The sequence below is a fragment of the Affinirhizobium helianthi genome (assembly GCF_042680945.1).
In the GTDB taxonomy this organism is placed as follows: Bacteria; Pseudomonadota; Alphaproteobacteria; order Rhizobiales; family Rhizobiaceae; genus Neorhizobium; species Neorhizobium helianthi.
Window position 1 is genome coordinate 517,364 of sequence record NZ_JBHUEQ010000003.1, and the last position, 18,261, is coordinate 535,624.

Here is an 18,261-nt window from a genome sequence, read left to right on the forward strand (position 1 = left end):
ACTCCATTTTGCAGCACATATGGCGGTTGCCGTGTCCCGCCGCAATAGCGGGACACCGGACTTGATTGATCAGGCGTTCAGAACCTTGCCATAGGCGTCCAGAACAGCTTCCTTCATCATTTCGGAAAGTGTCGGGTGCGGGAAGATGGTGTGCATCAACTCTTCCTCGGTGGTCTCCAGATTCATGGCGACCACAAAACCCTGGATGAGTTCCGTCACTTCCGCACCCACCATGTGAGCACCAAGCAATTCACCGGTCTTCTTGTCGAAGATGACCTTGATCATGCCCTGATCTTCACCCAGGGCAATGGCTTTACCATTAGCGCCGAAGCTGTAACGTCCAACACGAATGTCGCGGCCTGCTTCCTTCGCCTTTGCTTCCGTCAGACCGACAGAGGCAACCTGCGGGTTGCAGTAGGTGCAGCCGGGGATTTTGCCCTTGTCCATCGGATGAACTCCGGGAACACCTGCAATCTTTTCAACGCAGATAACGCCCTCATGCTCGGCCTTATGTGCAAGCATTGGCGGACCTGCAACATCGCCAATGGCATAAATGCCAGGGATATTCGTCTTGCCATAGCCATCGATGACAATGCAGCCGCGATCCGTCTTGATACCCAGCGCTTCAAGGCCAAGATTCTCGATATTACCCTGCACGCCAACGGCGGAAATCAGTCTGTCGGCGGTGATCTGCTGAACCTTTCCGTCCTTGGTTTCAACATGGGCCGTAATAGAGTTTGCACCCTTCTCGACCCTGGACACCTTGGCTTCGGTGATGATCTTCATCCCGCGCTTCTCTAGCTGCTTGCGCGCGAAGGTGGAAATTTCGACGTCTTCCACCGGCATGATGTTCGGCATCAGTTCGACCACCGTTACATCAACGCCCATGGAGCGGTAGAAGGAGGCGAATTCAATGCCGATGGCGCCAGACCCCATGACCACAATGGACTTCGGCATGAAGTCAGGCTTCATGGCTTCGAAATAGGTCCAGATCAGCTTGCCATCCGGTTCAATGCCTGGCAGCGCACGTGGGCGGGCACCAGTGGCAACGATGATATGCTTGGCCGTGTAGGTGCCTTCGCCGAGAACACCCTTGGGAACCGGGTTTTGCGGCTGAACAGCAGGCTTGGACGATGGACCGACGACAATCTCGCCGGGCTTGGTCAGCTTGGCCTCGCCCCAGATCACATCGATCTTGTTCTTCTTCATAAGGAAGGCGACGCCGCCATTCAGGCGGGCTGAGACGCCACGCGAACGGGCAACGACATCCTTCACATCGGCCGTCATGGTGCCGTTGAGTGTCAGGCCGTAAGCCTTGGCGTGATTGGCATGATCCAGAATTTCAGCCGACCGCAACAGTGCCTTTGTCGGAATGCAACCCCAGTTCAGGCAGATGCCGCCCAGATGTTCACGCTCGACAATCGCGGTTTTCAGACCCAGCTGGGCTGCACGAATGGCTGTTACATAGCCGCCGGGACCGGAGCCGATGATGATAACGTCATAGGATTGAGCCATAGGCGCTTCCACTCCTTCAGAAACTAGCGAACCGGCTAATGCCGTCTTCTGTTTTATCCTAGGGAGTGAAAGCGCAATGAAGCTTAGACTTCAGCTTCCGCAGCGAGCGGCTCTGCGCGCATCAACATCCCGTATATTTCATCCTTCAAAGCCATACGCTGCTTTCGCAGCTGAGCCATGTGAAGATCGTCGCAGGGTTCAATATCCGTTTCGCCAAGGTGTATGCGGTGGTTCACTTCCTCATACTCCTTCGAGATCCGATGAAAGTGCCCGTCCTTTTCACGCAGATGACGAATCTTGACCAAATGTTCAGGAAAATCTTCTGCGAGTTGGTGTGGCGTGTGTGACATGATCGACCTCCGTCTTATGACTTCGGAAGCATGCTACCGCGATCCTCAGCTATAACTCCTTGACCCTGATCAATCTTTCCGGACCTCAAAGGCCCAGCATCATTCTTGCTATCGGCTCGATACCGCGACCGATCGAGCGGGTATTATCAGCGTCCAGATGAATGCCATCGACAGGCGTTGTCTGCGCTACCGACCCCGCATCAAAGAAACCGCATCCAACCTCATCCGCCAAATCCCGGTAGAGCGTCGCCAGCATTGCCGACTCCTCCAGCGAGTCCCTGAACATCGCAGCAAAGGCGCTGTTCGCCGTTTCGCAAATCTTCGGAGGCGAAACGAGGAGAATATCGGGGGCATCGTAATCGAAGCCCCAGACATGATGGCGCACCAGATCGACAAGCCGTTTCATGCCGTTGGTCGCAAGGATCGCGGAACCCGCGATCCCCTGCTTCAAGTCATTGGTGCCAAGCATGATGATGACTAGATCAATCGGCTTGTGCGTTGCAAGAACGCTCGGCAAAAGCCGGGCGCCATTGCGATCACAGTCACCCAAGTGATCGTCATAGGCGGTGGTGCGGCCGTTCAAGCCTTCAGCGATAACCCGAACACCATGGCCCAGCGACTTCTGCAGTACGCTGGTCCACCTGTCTTCATAGGCGTGACGACCCAGTCTGTCCGGATCGTACCCCCAGGTCAGGCTATCGCCGTAAGCCAGAACGGAACGCATATTCCCGCCTTCCAGGCTTTACACCAGCATACCCATCGGGTTTTCGATATAGCGCTTGAACGCTCCGAGCAGCTCAGCACCCAGCGCACCATCGACGCAACGGTGGTCAGTGGAAAGCGTAACAGTCATGACGTTGGCGATCTTCATCTCGCCTTTTCTGACCACAACACGCTCCTCGCCCGCACCGACGGCAAGAATGGTTGCATGCGGCGGGTTAACGACCGCCGCGAAGTTCTTGACGCCCATCATGCCCATGTTGGAGACTGCCGTAGTACCGCCCTGGTACTCTTCAGGCTTCAACTTACGCTCCTTGGCGCGCTTGCCGTAGTCCTTCATCTCGTTGGAGATTGCGGACAGGCTCTTCGTCTCGGCCTTGCGGATGATCGGGGTGATCAGTCCACCGGGGATCGACACGGCGACACCCACGTCGGCATGCTTGTGCTTGACCATTGCGCTATCCGTCCAGGAGACGTTGGCATCCGGAACGTCACGCAGAGCAAGCGCGAGCGCCTTGATGACCATGTCGTTGACCGACAGCTTGTAAACCGGCTTGCCGTCCTTTTCAGGCGCGGCTGCGTTCAGCTGAGAGCGCAACGCCAGAAGCGCATCCAGTTCGCAATCTACAGACACGTAGAAATGCGGAATGGTCTGCTTGGATTCCTGAAGACGCTTGGCAATCGTCTTGCGCATGCCGTCGTGCGGAACAAGCTCGTAGGAGCCCTGTTCGAACAGCTTCAGCACTGCGTCTTCAGACATGCCCTTGGCGAGCGCAGGCGCTGCCGAAGCAGGCTGGGACGCTGCTGCTGCAGGCTTGGCTGAGCCACCGGCAACGGCCTTTTCGACATCCGACTTTACAACACGGCCCTTCGGACCGGAGCCAGCCACCTTGGAGATATCGATGCCGGCCTCTTTGGCAACGCGACGTGCCAGAGGCGACGAAAACACCCGCTCGCCGGAAACAGCAGCCGATGCCGATTCCGTCTTTGCGGCAGGTGCAGGCGCCGCTGCAGCAACGGGCTCCGCCTTAGCAGGTGCCGGGGCTGCTTCTGCCTTCGCGACAGAAGAACCGGAAACGCCAGCCGAAGCCGCTGCAGAAACATCTTCGCCTTCTTCCGCAAGGATAGCAATCAAGGCATTCACCTTGACCGCTTCCGTACCGGCAGGAACGACAATCTTGGCAACAACGCCTTCATCGACGGCTTCCACTTCCATGGTCGCCTTGTCGGTCTCGATCTCGGCAATAACGTCGCCGGACTTGACCTTATCGCCTTCCTTCACGAGCCACTTGGCAAGGTTGCCCTCTTCCATGGTCGGAGAGAGAGCGGGCATGGTGATATTGATCGGCATGAGCCTGCCCTCCGCTTATTTGTAGCAAACAGCCTTAACAGCCTGCACGACTTCGCCAACATTTGGCAAAGCCAGCTTTTCAAGGTTCGCCGCATAAGGCATCGGAACATCCTTGCCAGCGATGGTGATGACCGGCGCATCCAGATAATCAAACGCTTCGCGCTGAACCGTGTTGGCGATGAAGTCACCAACGGAAGACTGCGGGAAGCCTTCTTCCACCGTGACCAGGCGACCCGTCTTCTTCACCGACTCGATGATTGCCGGCAGATCCATCGGACGAATGGTGCGAAGATCGATCAGCTCGACATCAATGCCAGCCTGCTCCAGTTCAGCCACCGCCTTGACCGCATAGGTCATGCCGATGCCCCAGGAAACCAGCGTAACATCCTTGCCCTTGCGGTGAATGCGCGCCTTGCCGATTGGCAGCACGAAATCATCCAGCTTAGGCACTTCGAAAGACTGGCCGTAGAGGATTTCATTTTCAAGGAAGATCACCGGGTTCGGATCGCGGATCGCAGCCTTCAGCAGGCCCTTGGCATCTGCCGCCGTGTACGGAACGACAACCTTGAGGCCGGGAATGTGGCTGTACCAGGCAGCATAATCCTGGCTGTGCTGTGCCGCAACGCGGGCAGCCGCGCCGTTCGGACCACGGAACACCATCGGAGCGCCCATCTGGCCACCGGACATATACAGCGTCTTGGCTGCGGAGTTGATGATCTGGTCAATCGCCTGCATGGCGAAGTTGAAGGTCATGAACTCAACGATCGGCTTCAGCCCGGCCATGGCCGCGCCAACGCCAACGCCTGCAAAACCATGTTCGGTAATCGGCGTGTCGATCACGCGGCGCGCACCGAATTCCTGCAAAAGACCCTGGGTGATCTTGTAGGCGCCCTGATATTCGGCAACCTCTTCACCCATGACAAACACATCCGGATCACGGCGCATTTCTTCGGCCATTGCATCGCGAAGGGCTTCACGAACAGTCGTCGTCACCATTTCCGTGCCCGCCGGAATATCCGGGTCGGAAGCCACATCAACCTTTGGCGCAGCCGGAACCTTCGTGTCAGCTGCAGAGGTCGGCTCTTCCGAGGACTGGCGAGCCTTGCCACCGGCAGCGTCGCTTGTGGCGGCCGGGGTATCGGCATCAGCCTTCGGCGCAGAACTGATGGCATCGGCGCTCTCACCATCCTGCAACAGGACTGCGATTGGCGTATTGACCTTCACGTTTTCCGTGCCGGCCTCAACCAGAAGCTTGCCGATAACGCCTTCGTCAACGGCTTCCACTTCCATGGTTGCCTTGTCGGTTTCGATTTCCGCAATGACATCGCCGGAAGTGACCTTGTCACCTTCCTTCTTCAGCCACTTGGAAAGAGTGCCTTCTTCCATCGTCGGAGAGAGGGCGGGCATAAGAATATTGACTGGCATGGGTTCCCTCCCCGATTACAGCAGGATGTCGGTGTAGAGCTCGGATACATCCGGCTCCGGATCGTTCTGTGCAAAATCGGCGCTGTCTGCGACAATATCGCGAACATCCTTGTCGATTGCCTTCAGATCCTCTTCGCTTGCCCAGCCCTTTTCAAGGAGACGTGCACGCACCTGCTCGATCGGATCATGCTCGGACCGCATCTTCTGCACTTCATCTTTAGAACGATACTTCGCAGGGTCGGACATGGAGTGACCACGATAACGGTAGGTCAGCATTTCAAGGATGATCGGCCCCTTGCCGGAACGGCAGTGCTCGGTCGCCTCATCAGCCGCAGCCTTCACGGCGCGCACATCCATGCCATCCACCTGGAAGCCCGGAATACCGAAGGAAGCGCCGCGCTGGGAGAAGTCCGTCTGCGCGGAGGCACGGGCAACAGACGTACCCATGGCGTAGCGGTTGTTCTCGATTACGTAGATAACCGGCAGCTTCCACAGGTTGGCCATGTTGAAGCTTTCATAGACCTGACCCTGGTTGGCTGCGCCATCACCGAAATAGGCGACGGACACATTATCATTGCCACGGTACTTGTTGGCAAAGCCAAGACCAGTGCCCAGTGAGACCTGTGCACCGACGATACCGTGACCGCCGTAGAAGTGCTTTTCCTTGGAGAACATGTGCATGGAGCCACCCTTACCCTTGGAGTAGCCGCCACGACGTCCCGTCAACTCAGCCATAACGCCCCGTGCAGTCATGCCCGTTGCAAGCATATGACCGTGATCGCGATAGCCAGTGATGGTCTGATCACCTTCCTTCATCGCCATCTGCATGCCGATGACGACAGCTTCCTGACCGATGTACAAGTGACAGAATCCGCCGATGAAGCCCATGCCATAAAGTTGGCCAGCTTTTTCTTCAAATCGGCGAATGAGGAGCATTTCACGATACGCGCTGAGTTCCTGCTCTTTGGTGAACTCAACAATAGTACCGCCGTTGAAGTCCTTCTTTGCAGGCTTCGCCGCCGTCTTGCGACCGGATGCGGACGCGGATTGCTTCGGCGCCATTCATAACCTCCCTGCGTGCTTGATTGGTTGAGCGTACCATAGGGAAGTTTAAGCGCGCCAGCAATGCTATATTTGCATGGCTAACATGATATCCAACACCATGATATCACTGAATAAAACTGATATTAACTTGTTTTCGGTTAATCAGAAATAGTTGCGGAAAATCGTGATCTCGTCATCACGCGAGACGTTGAGCTGGTAGCGCGCGACTTCATCCAGCATGTCCCGCTCCAGCGATCCATCACTCAGAAGCCGAACCTGGCGTTCCAGAGCCTCACGCTTTGTCACGAGCTTTTCCAGCGTTGCCACACGCTCAAGCCGCGTGCGCTCGAATTTCTCCGTTGCGATCAGGCCTAATTCACCATGAATGGAATGATAGCTGAAATAGGAAACGAATGCGATGGTTATCGCGGGAAGGACAAATCGGCCCAGCTTCCGCTCTTTATGATGCTTCGTCCACATACGAGAATCCTGTTACGCACAACATGCGAAACCTGACAGAACTTGTTTAATCAATGGTTGACCCGCGCCACATGATTGGAAGGTCGAGCATTGAAAAAGGGCGGCAACCCCGCATGGGTTGCCGCCCTCTCAATTGGTCAAGTGTGGCGTCCGTTTCAGGCGCGAAGGATCGAACGGCCCGCAAAAGCGGCCTGCGGTCCAAGCATCTCTTCGATACGAATCAACTGGTTGTACTTGGCGAGCCGGTCAGAACGCGCCAGGGAACCGGTCTTGATCTGTCCGCAATTGGTGGCAACAGCCAGATCGGCAATCGTGGAATCTTCCGTCTCGCCGGAGCGGTGCGACATGACGGCCGTGTAGCGTGCCTTATGTGCGGTCTCGACAGCATCCAGGGTTTCAGTCAGAGAGCCAATCTGATTGACCTTGACCAGGATCGAATTGGCCACACCCATCTTGATACCATCTCGCAAGCGGGCGGAATTGGTGACGAACAAATCATCGCCAACCAGCTGCACCTTGGAGCCGATCTTATCCGTCAACGCCTTCCAGCCATCCCAATCGTCTTCGGCCATACCGTCTTCGATGGAAATGATCGGATACTTTGCAGCCAGTTCAGCAAGATACTCAGCCATAGCTTCAGGCTCCAGCGTGCGGCCCTCACCTTCCAGCACGTACTTGCCGTCCTTGAAGAATTCGGTGGACGCACAATCGAGAGCGATGTGCATGTCGTCGCCCGGCTTGTAGCCTGCCTTCTCGATGGATTTCATGATGAAATCGAGCGCAGCCGGAGCGCTTTCAAGACCAGGTGCGAAACCACCCTCGTCACCAACATTGGTGTTGTGGCCCTGTGCTGCCAGTTCCTTCTTCAGAACGTGGAAGACTTCCGAACCCATGCGAACAGCCTCGCGGATGTTCTCCGCACCGACCGGCATGATCATGAATTCCTGGAAGTCGATCGGATTGTCAGCGTGCGCACCACCGTTGATGATGTTCATCATCGGGACCGGCAGAAGGCGCGCGTTAGGGCCGCCAACATAACGGAAAAGCGGCAGGCCAGATGCTTCTGCTGCAGCCTTTGCCACGGCGAGAGAAACGCCAAGGATGGCATTCGCGCCCAGGCGAGACTTGTTGGGGGTGCCATCCAGTTCACGCATCAGGTTGTCGATGAGAATCTGGTTTTCCGCATCGTGGCCACCGAGCGCATCAAAAATCTCGCCGTTGACGGCTTCAACTGCCTTCTCGACACCCTTGCCGTGATACCGTTTACCGCCATCGCGCAGCTCTACTGCCTCATGCGCGCCGGTGGAGGCACCCGACGGAACCGCCGCCCGACCCATGCTGCCATCTTCAAGGTGCACGTCCACCTCAACCGTGGGGTTTCCGCGGCTGTCAAGAATCTCGCGCGCGATGATATCGGTAATAGCTGTCATGAGCCTATCCTGTTACGTGGAGGGATGGAATGAATGGGATTGTCTTACTCGAAGAAACGCAAAATACAATGGCGGGAACATGACAGCTCCCGCCCGGCCTCAATCAGCTCGATCGTTTGGCCACCGCGTCGAATGCGAGCAGCGTTTCGAGGAGCCTGGGGAGGTTTTCGAGCTTCACCATATTGGGGCCGTCGGAGGGAGCATTGTCCGGATCCTCATGCGCTTCGATGAAAACGCCAGCGACGCCCACCGCCACAGCCGCACGCGCCAGGGTTTCAACGAACTCGCGCTGACCGCCGCTTGAACCGCCCTGCCCGCCGGGCTGCTGCACCGAATGTGTGGCATCAAAAATGACTGGAGAGCCAAGTGCGGCCATGATCGGCAGGGAGCGCATATCCGAAACGAGCGTGTTATAGCCAAAGGAGGCGCCGCGCTCACACAGCATGACATTCGGATTGCCGCTTTCGGTAAACTTCGCCTGAACGTTCTTCATGTCCCAGGGTGCCAGAAACTGCCCTTTCTTGACATTGATTGCGCGTCCGGTCTTCGCCGCAGCAACCAGAAGATCCGTCTGGCGGCACAAGAATGCGGGTATCTGCAGAACGTCCACCACTTCCGCAACAGTTGCGCACTGTTCTTCCGTATGGATATCGGTCAGGACGGGAAAGCCGAACTCCTTCTTCAGGTCGGCGAAGACTTCGAGCGCCTTTTCCAGCCCGATGCCGCGCTTGCCGGAGAGAGAAGTGCGGTTGGCCTTATCGAATGACGATTTGTAGACCAAACCGATGTCCAGCTTGTCACAGATCTCCTTGATAGCACCTGCCATCATGAAGGCGTGCTCGCGGCTCTCCATCTGGCACGGTCCACAGATGAGGGAAAGCCGCTTGTCGTTGCCGAAGTTAACCTGTGAGGCCCCTTCGCCCACCGAAACAATGGCATTGGCGCGAACAGTCATGGGAACCTCCGTCTCTCACCGGGCAGCGCACTGCCGAAAACTCGCACGTCCATAACAGCCGGTTCGCCATCTGTCACGTCGAACCGCAACCTGTTTCGTGAAGCCCGTCCGGGTCTGAGGAAAATTCGAGAACGCCGGGCAAATAGGTTTCCGTTACAAAGCTGAAGGCGGCACCTTCTCTGTTTCTCAGAAGCGCAGTATGGCGCAGAACCTGCTGCGGAAGAAACTGCTGGGGCGATAGCCACAGCACTTCGCAGGATAAGCTCTGCCGGCGAAACGCTAGCGACTGCACCACCCGTCCAAACGGCACTGTTGTGGTTTGAAGCGAAGTGTTCATATCTGCGGTGAGCAGATGAGGCAGATACCAGTTATCCGCCTCCGCTATAGGTGTTTGCCCCCAAACCAGCAGCACCCGGCGATGCACAATCTCGCCTTCCTGCGCCATGCAAAGAGCATGCCTGACCTCCGGCCCAGCGGAGATACAATCATCGCCCATACGAATAGAGGACAGCTCACCCTCGCACGTATGCTCAGCGGAGCACCATGCACTCAGCGTGCGCGTTGCGCTGTCGCTGCGCAAAAGCAGATCGTTAAGCCGCAAGAGCCGTCTATGGCGTTCAGCGAGAAACAAGGATTGCCTCTCTTGCATGTGCAATGAATGTCCCTGCTCTCTGATTTCACCACACACCCATTCTGGCGCCGACCTCCCGTTGCGCGAGCAGTTTTCGACCGTCACGGAATCTCAACAAAGGCTAGCATCGGATGAACTCCTGGCTGCGCACTAACCACAAGCATGCGGCCAAGTTTTGTATGAGGGATCTCGTTGCCAATAAGGCAGGCTTCTGCCGCAGCCAAACTCTTCACGGCAATCGTCACGCCCAGCCCGACCATCTGGCTGCGCGATGAGGAGGCGCCGAAAGCAGTCAGGGCATGACTGAAGGCCAAAAGACGCAGAGCACCGTTTTGCAACTGAAACGTCCATTCAGCCTCACCCTGGCAGCCTTTATCTCCAAGGACCAATGCCAGCCTGTCAGCATCCTTGGCAAAATCAGAGGCAATTAACAGGACTTCAGCGATACCCTGCGCCGTGTTTTCGTGATTCAGGAGCGATCCGCCGGGCAGAGCCGCGTTGATTCGCTGACACGTGAAGCCGAGCAATTCCTTCGAGCCAAGATCCGCAAAGGCCAGCCGGAAGCTCGCGGTTCTCTTGCTGCCATCGGCGCCTTGCGCCTCTCGCGAAAAATTCAGAACTGGTCCCGCCGAAATTCCACGGCTCTCAAACCGAGCATGATCTGCATCGGCATTGGATGAAGCGAGAACGAAGGCAGACGGCGCGTGCCATCGCTCGTCCATGGCCACCTCCAAATGCCGCTTTGCAAAGACATTCCCGGCCCCGGCTGCCTCACCAGCGCGTTCCATGTCTCGAATCGCCAGTGGTTCCAGATAGGTCTGGTCGCAGAAGAAAACGCAAGCGTTCGACGTTCCGAAAGGGTGGTGCCCATCAGGCGCAACCGTAAAACCAAGCCGGCTAAACATGCCCCTCGATCTACCAAGGCTTTCAACTGGCAGAACGAGATGATCTAGACTGCTGGACACGACGATCTCCATCCGCTGCGTTAAAATGGTTTAGAACCGATTATTCGTTTTGTACAAGTGCGCTTCGAGCCCCTTGCGGAACACAACTGGAACATATAGTGTCCGTTCTGGATTTGTTTCCGGACGGGGTGCCGATTATGCTAACACGCAAACAGCAGGAACTACTTCTCTTCATTCATGCGCGCATGAAGGAATCGGGGGTTCCCCCTTCTTTCGACGAGATGAAGGATGCTCTGGATCTTGCGTCGAAATCAGGCATCCATCGCCTCATTACGGCGCTGGAAGAACGTGGCTTTATCCGACGCCTTCCAAATCGTGCTCGTGCACTCGAAGTCATCAAGCTTCCGGAACCTTTTGGAACCAGTACGGCACCCAAGCGCGGCTTCTCGCCAAGCGTTATCGAGGGTTCGTTGGGCAAGCCCAATCCGCAACCTGTCCCTGCACCACAGCCGGTGAAGGTAGCGGCTGAGGAAAGCACTTCAGTCTCCGTCCCCGTCATGGGTCGCATCGCGGCAGGTGTGCCGATTTCAGCGATTCAGAACAACACCCATGCCATTAGCGTACCTCTCGAAATGCTGGGTCCGGGCGAGCACTATGCGCTTGAGGTGAAGGGCGATTCCATGATCGAAGCTGGAATTCTCGACGGCGATACGGTGATCATCCGCAATGGCAGCACAGCCAATCCGGGCGATATCGTTGTCGCTCTTGTCGATGATGAAGAGGCAACGCTCAAGCGTTTTCGCCGCAAGGGAGCATCCATCGCTCTCGAGGCCGCCAATCCGGCTTACGAAACGCGGATTTTTCCGCCGGAACGCGTGAAGGTTCAAGGCCGCCTGGTCGGTCTTATTCGCCGTTACCATTGAGCCATCGCTGGATGGGGTCATCATGCGCGTCTATCGCGAAGCTTCGGGCTCGCCAGTCATAGGTGCGGTGTATTTCCCATGCTCGGGCACTTGAATTGAGCGATGGTAGATAGGCCCAGTTGCCGGGCTCAAAGTGGCCACCAAACACAATTTCCATTGTGCCGGTTGTTCGAAGTGTTGTGCCTGTCAGCAGCCGCGCGCCTGATCGGCAACTGGAGAACCGTGTCCGGCTCGATACAACGAAATCCGCATGGTCGCAGGCAAAGCTCAGCAAGCGGTTATCGCTCACTGCAGCGATTCTTGATCCTTCGGCCGTTATTGTCATGCAGATCAAACGCGTGAGGCAAAAAAACTGATCTGGTTTGATCTCACTGAGCCCCGTTGCCATGGCCGCTTCGACGGACTTGATCTGCGCCGTCGTCAAGCGCTTCCGGTCACTCCGGATGTTTGAGAGCACTGGCGTTTCCTCGTCACCATCAGCGAGCGCGTTGATGGACGGCTCGTCATCACCCGCAAGATCAATGCTGCGTCTTACGGGCAGTATCGTATCGGTTATCTGCAAGGCGTTGCGCCATCGTTCGAAAAGAAAGCCCGACGACCGCGCCTGATTGGTCGACGCTACAGATCCGCGCCGTAGGAGGATGGCTTCCCCGTCTTCTGCTACCACCATCTCCGGGCGGGCTCTTCCCGCACCAGAAAATAGCAAGATCAATCCAGCAGTGAGAAGAACCGCGCCCAGCCACCGCAGCGGAGACCTCAGGCTAATGAAGAGAATCAGACCGAAGGACGTGATGGCAAGGAAGTAAGGTGGCGCCCGTCCAATGCTCGTGCCTCCGTCCCAGGAGGCAACCACTGTTGCGACACTGATAACGACGTCCAGACCCCACCCCATGATAGCAAAGAAAAGAGCGTCGAGGCCGAATGGCATTGCCAGCATCCCCAGCAGACCCGCTGGCATGACAATCACAGAGATGAAAGGCATGGCTGCCAGATTGGCAACGAGGCCATAGGCGCTCAGCTGATTGAAGTGCGCTATGGAAAAAATCGCCGTGGACAAGCCGCCGATCAAGGAAGTCATGACCGTGCCGCCTACAAAGCCTGCAACCGATGTAACAACTGCAGCCTGAGGGCCTTTAATCTGAAAACCGTCTTCATTCTGCTTGCGTTTTGACCAGAGATTGTAGCCTGCCACCAAGGCGGCAGTCGCTCCAAAGGACATCTGGAAACTTGCGCCCATGACGCTGGAAGGATGCAGCACGAGAATAATGATGGCTGCGAGCGCGATGTTGTGGAGACTGATCGAAGGTCGGTCGACGAGAACCGCCATCAGCATGACCACCATCATGATATAGGCGCGTTCCGCAGACACCCCGAAACCGGAAATCAGGTAGTAGGCTGTCACCATCAGAAGCGCACCGAAGGCCGCCGCCTTCTTGACGGAAATGCGCTGGGAAATCCCCGGAATCAAAACCAGCAGCGCGCGGGCACCGACGAAGAAAATCCCGGCAGCAAGAGCCATGTTCAATCCCGATATCGCCACGATGTGGGCGAGCCCTGCTTCTCGAAGGGCATCGAGAACAGGGCCGGAGATTGCCCTTCTTTCATCGGTGATGATGGCTGCCGCGAATGCGCCCTTGTCCCCCTCCACCAATGTGCGGATGCGGTCACCGACATAGCTTCGCAAGTCATAAAGGGAGTTGAGCCAACCGTACTGAAGGCCCGCTTCCTCAGCGATACCGATTTTCTGCGGCGTGCCGAAGAAGAAGCCGGTCGCGCCAATCCCATCGAAATAGGAGGCAAAAGCAAAATCACCTAGCCCGGCCAATGGTGGTCCTGATGGCGGTGAGAGGCGCGCCTTGCCCTGCAGAACATCTCCCATGTGGAAAGGCTCTCTCTTGCCCCTCACCGTCAGCGTGGCCCGCGTCGGCGGGCGTGTCAGCACCGGGTCGGTTGTCCCACGAATTTCGAGGACATAACGCCAACGTGATTGCCCTGTGGCCTCCCGTCTTTCCACAACGCCTTCCACCGTTGTGGTCACCGCACTGTCCAGAATGATTGTCGAAAGACGCCACTCCTCCCAGGCGGCACTTGCCATTCCCAGAAAGATGCTCCCTGTCAAAAACGCGGCTACCGACAACCAGCGCCGCATCGTCCAGCGCAAGATGAGGCTGGCGAGCAGCAGGGGCAGTGCAGTTGCCACCAAGAACAGACTGGGCCGGGAGGCTGCCGTAAACCAAAGGATCGCACCAAGCCCCAAGGCGACGGGAAGCAAGAGAAAACCTGCACCTTGGTCCAGCTCCTGCTCGATCCAGCCGGACAGCCGCGCCTTCCCTGCAGGCTCTGATAGGTGATCCGGCTCCGCAGCGAAATTCAGCTTCGGTGGTGGCAACATGGGGGGTGTCGCGTCGGCACGCTCGGCCGGAAGCCAATCGAGCTCTTTTGCCGTTCCGCCGCCAGCCCGATTGCCCCGACCCTGATGTGCCGATTCTGTCAATCGGTGCCCACCCTCGCCCGCCGATCACACATGTTCTGGCAAGCACTGACACGCGCCTTGCGCATTGGTCAACGCATTGACAAAGCTGGTTCCTATCCTTTCGTATATTGGATCGATTTAATCCAACATAATCTGCGTGGGCCGCCTTTACTGTATCTGCATCCAGCAGATACACCTCACTTTCGCGGCGCACAAAACATGGTCTGGAACGCTTGGCAGGGCGCGTTAGATCATATAGCTAATTCCAACGCTTCTGTTTTTTCTGGCGCGTCCTGCGCCATTCCGCCTATCGGAGGATCAGTATGACGGACACGAACGCACACCTTGGATTGGGAGAAAAGAAAGTAGACCTCCCGGTGCGAAAGGGCACTATCGGGCCGGATGTCATCGACATTGGCGCGCTCTACAAGAACACCGGAGCCTTCACCTACGATCCGGGCTTCACCTCTACGGCCTCCTGTGAATCCAAGATCACCTTCATCGATGGTGATGAAGGCGTTCTGCTGCACCGTGGCTATCCGATCGAGCAGCTCGCGGAACATGGCGATTTTCTTGAAACCTGCTACCTGCTTCTCTACGGCGAGCTACCGACAGCCGCACAGAAGAAGGATTTCGATTATCGCGTGACGCACCATACGATGGTTCATGAGCAGATGAGCCGCTTCTTCACCGGCTTCCGCCGCGATGCGCATCCCATGGCCGTTATGGTCGGCACTGTCGGCGCGCTTTCGGCCTTCTATCACGACTCAACGGATATCACCGATCCGCATCAGCGCATGGTTGCTTCTCTTCGCATGATCGCGAAGATGCCGACGATTGCCGCTATGGCCTATAAGTACCACATCGGCCAGCCATTCGTTTACCCGCAGAACGATCTGGACTACGCGTCCAACTTCCTGCGCATGTGCTTTGCTGTTCCCTGTGAAGAGTACAAGGTGAACCCCGTTCTCGCTCGTGCGATGGATCGCATCTTCATCCTGCACGCCGATCATGAGCAGAATGCCTCGACGTCTACCGTGCGTCTTGCTGGATCCTCCGGCGCAAATCCATTCGCTTGCATTGCTGCTGGCATTGCCTGCCTCTGGGGCCCGGCGCATGGCGGTGCAAACGAAGCTGCGCTGAACATGCTGATGGAAATCGGCACGCCGGACCGTATTCCGGAATTCATTGCGCGCGCGAAGGACAAGAACGACCCGTTCCGCCTGATGGGCTTCGGTCATCGCGTGTACAAGAACTACGATCCGCGCGCGAAGATCATGCAGAAAACTACGCATGAGGTGCTTGCCGAACTGGGCCACACGGATGACCCGCTGCTACAGGTCGCCATGGAGCTGGAAAAGATTGCACTGACGGACCCGTACTTCATCGAGAAGAAGCTTTACCCGAACATCGACTTCTATTCCGGCATCACGTTGAAGGCGATGGGCTTCCCGACAACGATGTTCACCGTGCTCTTCGCACTGGCGCGTACCGTTGGCTGGATCGCGCAGTGGGCTGAAATGATCGAAGATCCGCAGCAGCGTATCGGCCGCCCCCGCCAGCTGTACACAGGCGCTCCGAAGCGGGACTACGTACCGCTCTCCAAGCGCTAACAGGTAAAGACACATAGGCCCGGTTCAAACCGGGCCTTCTGCTTTTGCACGATCAATCAGGTCGCGCCCCTGGGATGCTTGCACTGCGTCAGACGGTGTTGATTCTCCAACGCTTGATCCGAAGTCCGCTGATCGCGGTAAAACCATACCATGTGGACAACGGCCAAAAACTGAACAACAGAATTTTTGACGGGAATGGGCGTATCGGGCCACGCGCCAAACTTGTTCTGCTCATGAAACCAGACGGTCGGACGCGCCTGAAATACTGCATCTAGAGCGCGTCCAGCAAAAGTGCGTTAGCGGTTTTGCGTCCGGACTGCGTAAAAACAAAGATATAGAGGATTCCAGGTGACCCCGTTTTCACCGGAAATGCTCTAGCGCCTTGCGCCCGGAGACGTAGCTAGATGATTCCTCTGTTTTTCAAGAGAGACAGGACGTGACGAGCACCGACTTCACCTGGCGCTCCATCGGTAGAAAGAGCGTCCCATAGAGAATCAAAGCCCGACAGCATGGCGCGTCTATGCGGCGTATCAGCCGAGAGCACATCCACCCAGCGCGCGAGATAGCCAGGTCGAAGCAGGACGTTTATTTGCTCCGGAATCACCGGGTAATCGGCAATGATGTTTGGCAGGGCTGCCGACCACACCTTGATCCGCTTGGTCAACAGCGTCATCAGCCAATCTGTTTTGTAAATTGAAACTGTCGGCACGCCGCACAGCGCCAGCTCCAGCGTCACGGTGCCTGAGGCGGCCAAAGCGACATCAGCCTGGGCGAATGCCTCCCATTTCTCTTCATGGTTACAGGTAAGTTGAGGTTGAACAGGCCAGGTTTTAAGAAGCTCTGTTACCCGGCCAACCTGCCTTGGCACCGTCGGAAGCAGGAAAGTCGCGCGCGGCTGGCGCGAAAGAATAAGCTCAGCACTCTCCTGCAAGACAGGCATGAGCGCATTGATTTCGGTGGAACGGGAGCCGGGAAGCAACAATACCCGTGGCCCACCAACACGCGTCTTGTCGCCGTTTCTGCGGGCGCTGCGAACTTGTAGCACATTCGGCTCTACCGTCAGGCGGTGCCCGACAAACCGCGTTTCTGGCCCACCGAGTTTTGCCATGACACGCGGTTCGAATGGCAACAGAGCCAGCACCAGATCGACATAGCCAAGCATTTTCTTTGCCCGGTACTCCTTCCAGGCCCAGACGCTGGGGCAGACATAATCAATCACTGGAAGTGTGGGCAGCTTTTCACGTACGGCCTTCGCGACGCGGTGGGTAAAGTCAGGACTGTCGACGATAATAAGCGCATCAGGTCGGGCGGCAACAATCTGATCGACCGTCTGGCGAATGCGACGCCACAGCTGTGGCAAACGCTTCAGAACCTGCGTGATTCCCATGATGGAAAGTTCAGAGAAATCAAAAAAAGACTTCAAACCGCGCTCTTCAAGCGCGTCGCCCCCGACCCCGATTAACTCGACAGGCCCTTGGTGGATGCGCTGAAGATAGTCCACGAGATCCGCAGCTAAAAGGTCGCCAGACACTTCACCAGCTACAATAGCGAGCCTCAGAGGACGTGTGTTCATTCAAGCCCCATATTTTTCGCGGCGAGATCGAGGCCATACAGAAATAGCCCCTCCTGTTGGGTGATGGCTATACACTCTTCTCGCTCCACCACCAATGCACGTCCAGCCTCCACTGCTATACCAGCAAGGCCAGCTGCCGCCGCGCCCCGCATGGTTGCCGGACCAATGGTAGGAAGATCGGCACGCAGATCCTGCTGGGGTTTGCACAGCTTGACGAGAACCCCCTTCTTGCGTTGCGAGATCCGTCCAGCAGCCCTTAACTCGGCCACGCGCATCAGCATGGCATCTGTCCCCTCGACCCCTTCAAGCGCAACTACGCGGCCGCCAACGCAGATAGCACCCTGCCCCACATCGAGCTCGCCGAGAATTTTTGCGGCATGTGCAGCGACCCGGATGTCCCGCCGATCGTACTCCGTAAGCGGGCTGCCGTTGATCGCGCCGACTTCCGCCAAGAGATTGGGAGCGATCTGGTGAACACCATAGACCTTGCAGCCCATGCTTTCAAAGAGGCTGATCACCATCCGCAAAACCGCGTCATCACCCCCGCTGATTAACGTACGAAGGATGCCTGGAAGCCGCAGGAGGGCACCAAAGGTTGGCCGGATTTCCGACACCTCCGGCCGGTGATGGACACCGCCCGACAGAACGACCCGTGCAATTCCGTGTTTTTTGATGATGGATTGGATTAGCAATGCATCGCCGACACCGACGAAAGAATGGTCGAACTGGGAGAAATCCCGGTTTCCTTCGTTCTTGAGAACGATGATGTAGGGATTTTCTCCTCGTTCACGCGCGGCCTCTGCCACATATAGCGGCAGGAAGCCATGGCCGGCGATAATGGCCAGGCGCCCGGAGGTATCCGAGCTTTCCACG

General features: G+C 56.9%; 16 protein-coding genes. 2 read left to right on the plus strand and 14 right to left on the minus strand.

All coding sequences use genetic code 11. The features are described from left to right. Window positions 1-69: 69 nt before the first annotated feature. The 11 genes from lpdA to ACFSE1_RS03095 all read right to left on the minus strand — a co-directional run bounded on the left by lpdA (window position 70) and on the right by ACFSE1_RS03095 (window position 10,866). Window positions 70-1,515: a dihydrolipoyl dehydrogenase gene (lpdA, locus tag ACFSE1_RS03045; protein ID WP_377396353.1), complete on the minus strand. Its 1,446-nt coding sequence runs from the start codon at window positions 1,513-1,515 to the stop codon at window positions 70-72. Window positions 1,516-1,598: 83 nt separating this feature from the next. Further along, window positions 1,599-1,865 carry an HP1242/YdcH family protein gene (locus ACFSE1_RS03050; protein ID WP_377396356.1) on the minus strand — a complete coding sequence of 89 codons (267 nt, stop codon included), beginning with the start codon at window positions 1,863-1,865 and terminating at the stop codon, window positions 1,599-1,601. 85 nt (window positions 1,866-1,950) lie between these two features. Then, window positions 1,951-2,589, minus strand: a complete 639-nt coding sequence (locus ACFSE1_RS03055; protein WP_377396359.1) for an SGNH/GDSL hydrolase family protein — start codon at window positions 2,587-2,589, stop codon at window positions 1,951-1,953. A gap of 18 nt (window positions 2,590-2,607) precedes the next feature. Beyond that, on the minus strand, window positions 2,608-3,936 hold the full coding sequence (locus ACFSE1_RS03060) for a pyruvate dehydrogenase complex dihydrolipoamide acetyltransferase (protein ID WP_377396362.1): 1,329 nt from the start codon (window positions 3,934-3,936) through the stop codon (window positions 2,608-2,610). A gap of 15 nt (window positions 3,937-3,951) precedes the next feature. Next, a complete protein-coding gene (locus ACFSE1_RS03065; protein ID WP_377396365.1) occupies window positions 3,952-5,361 on the minus strand; it encodes a pyruvate dehydrogenase complex E1 component subunit beta in 1,410 nt (469 codons plus the stop codon). A 15-nt stretch (window positions 5,362-5,376) separates the two neighbouring features. Next, entirely contained in the window at window positions 5,377-6,423 is a 1,047-nt protein-coding gene (gene pdhA / locus ACFSE1_RS03070; RefSeq protein WP_377396368.1) for a pyruvate dehydrogenase (acetyl-transferring) E1 component subunit alpha, read from the minus strand. 144 nt (window positions 6,424-6,567) lie between these two features. Then, a complete protein-coding gene (locus tag ACFSE1_RS03075) occupies window positions 6,568-6,885 on the minus strand; it encodes an FtsB family cell division protein (protein ID WP_377396369.1) in 318 nt (105 codons plus the stop codon). 155 nt (window positions 6,886-7,040) lie between these two features. Beyond that, window positions 7,041-8,315: a phosphopyruvate hydratase gene (gene eno, locus ACFSE1_RS03080; protein ID WP_377396371.1), complete on the minus strand. Its 1,275-nt coding sequence runs from the start codon at window positions 8,313-8,315 to the stop codon at window positions 7,041-7,043. 103 nt (window positions 8,316-8,418) lie between these two features. Continuing rightward, window positions 8,419-9,270 (minus strand): 3-deoxy-8-phosphooctulonate synthase, encoded by an 852-nt coding sequence (kdsA, locus tag ACFSE1_RS03085; protein ID WP_377396374.1) that lies wholly within the window; start codon window positions 9,268-9,270, stop codon window positions 8,419-8,421. A gap of 73 nt (window positions 9,271-9,343) precedes the next feature. Continuing rightward, the gene (locus tag ACFSE1_RS03090; protein WP_377396377.1) at window positions 9,344-9,715 is read right to left on the minus strand and encodes a hypothetical protein; all 372 of its coding nucleotides are present in this window, start codon (window positions 9,713-9,715) and stop codon (window positions 9,344-9,346) included. A gap of 287 nt (window positions 9,716-10,002) precedes the next feature. Next, window positions 10,003-10,866 (minus strand): VOC family protein, encoded by an 864-nt coding sequence (locus ACFSE1_RS03095; protein ID WP_377396380.1) that lies wholly within the window; start codon window positions 10,864-10,866, stop codon window positions 10,003-10,005. Window positions 10,867-11,003: 137 nt separating this feature from the next. Here ACFSE1_RS03095 and lexA point away from each other — a divergent pair, with 137 nt between their 5' ends. Continuing rightward, window positions 11,004-11,729 carry a transcriptional repressor LexA gene (lexA, locus tag ACFSE1_RS03100; protein ID WP_377396383.1) on the plus strand — a complete coding sequence of 242 codons (726 nt, stop codon included), beginning with the start codon at window positions 11,004-11,006 and terminating at the stop codon, window positions 11,727-11,729. Here the strand turns inward: lexA and ACFSE1_RS03105 are convergent. Next, window positions 11,710-14,223 (minus strand): ComEC/Rec2 family competence protein, encoded by a 2,514-nt coding sequence (locus tag ACFSE1_RS03105; RefSeq protein WP_377396386.1) that lies wholly within the window; start codon window positions 14,221-14,223, stop codon window positions 11,710-11,712. The genes lexA and ACFSE1_RS03105 overlap by 20 nt on opposite strands. 302 nt (window positions 14,224-14,525) lie before the next feature. On the opposite strand from ACFSE1_RS03105, the gene gltA reads away from it, so the two are divergent. Next, entirely contained in the window at window positions 14,526-15,815 is a 1,290-nt protein-coding gene (gene gltA, locus ACFSE1_RS03110) for a citrate synthase (protein WP_377396389.1), read from the plus strand. A gap of 400 nt (window positions 15,816-16,215) precedes the next feature. Here the strand turns inward: gltA and lpxB are convergent, their stop codons facing one another. Both lpxB and ACFSE1_RS03120 read right to left on the minus strand, forming a co-directional pair. Then, on the minus strand, window positions 16,216-17,388 hold the full coding sequence (lpxB, locus tag ACFSE1_RS03115) for a lipid-A-disaccharide synthase (RefSeq protein ID WP_377396392.1): 1,173 nt from the start codon (window positions 17,386-17,388) through the stop codon (window positions 16,216-16,218). Next, window positions 17,385-18,260 (minus strand): LpxI family protein, encoded by an 876-nt coding sequence (locus ACFSE1_RS03120; protein WP_377396395.1) that lies wholly within the window; start codon window positions 18,258-18,260, stop codon window positions 17,385-17,387. Before ACFSE1_RS03120 ends, lpxB begins: the two co-directional genes overlap by 4 nt. Window position 18,261 lies beyond the last annotated feature (1 nt).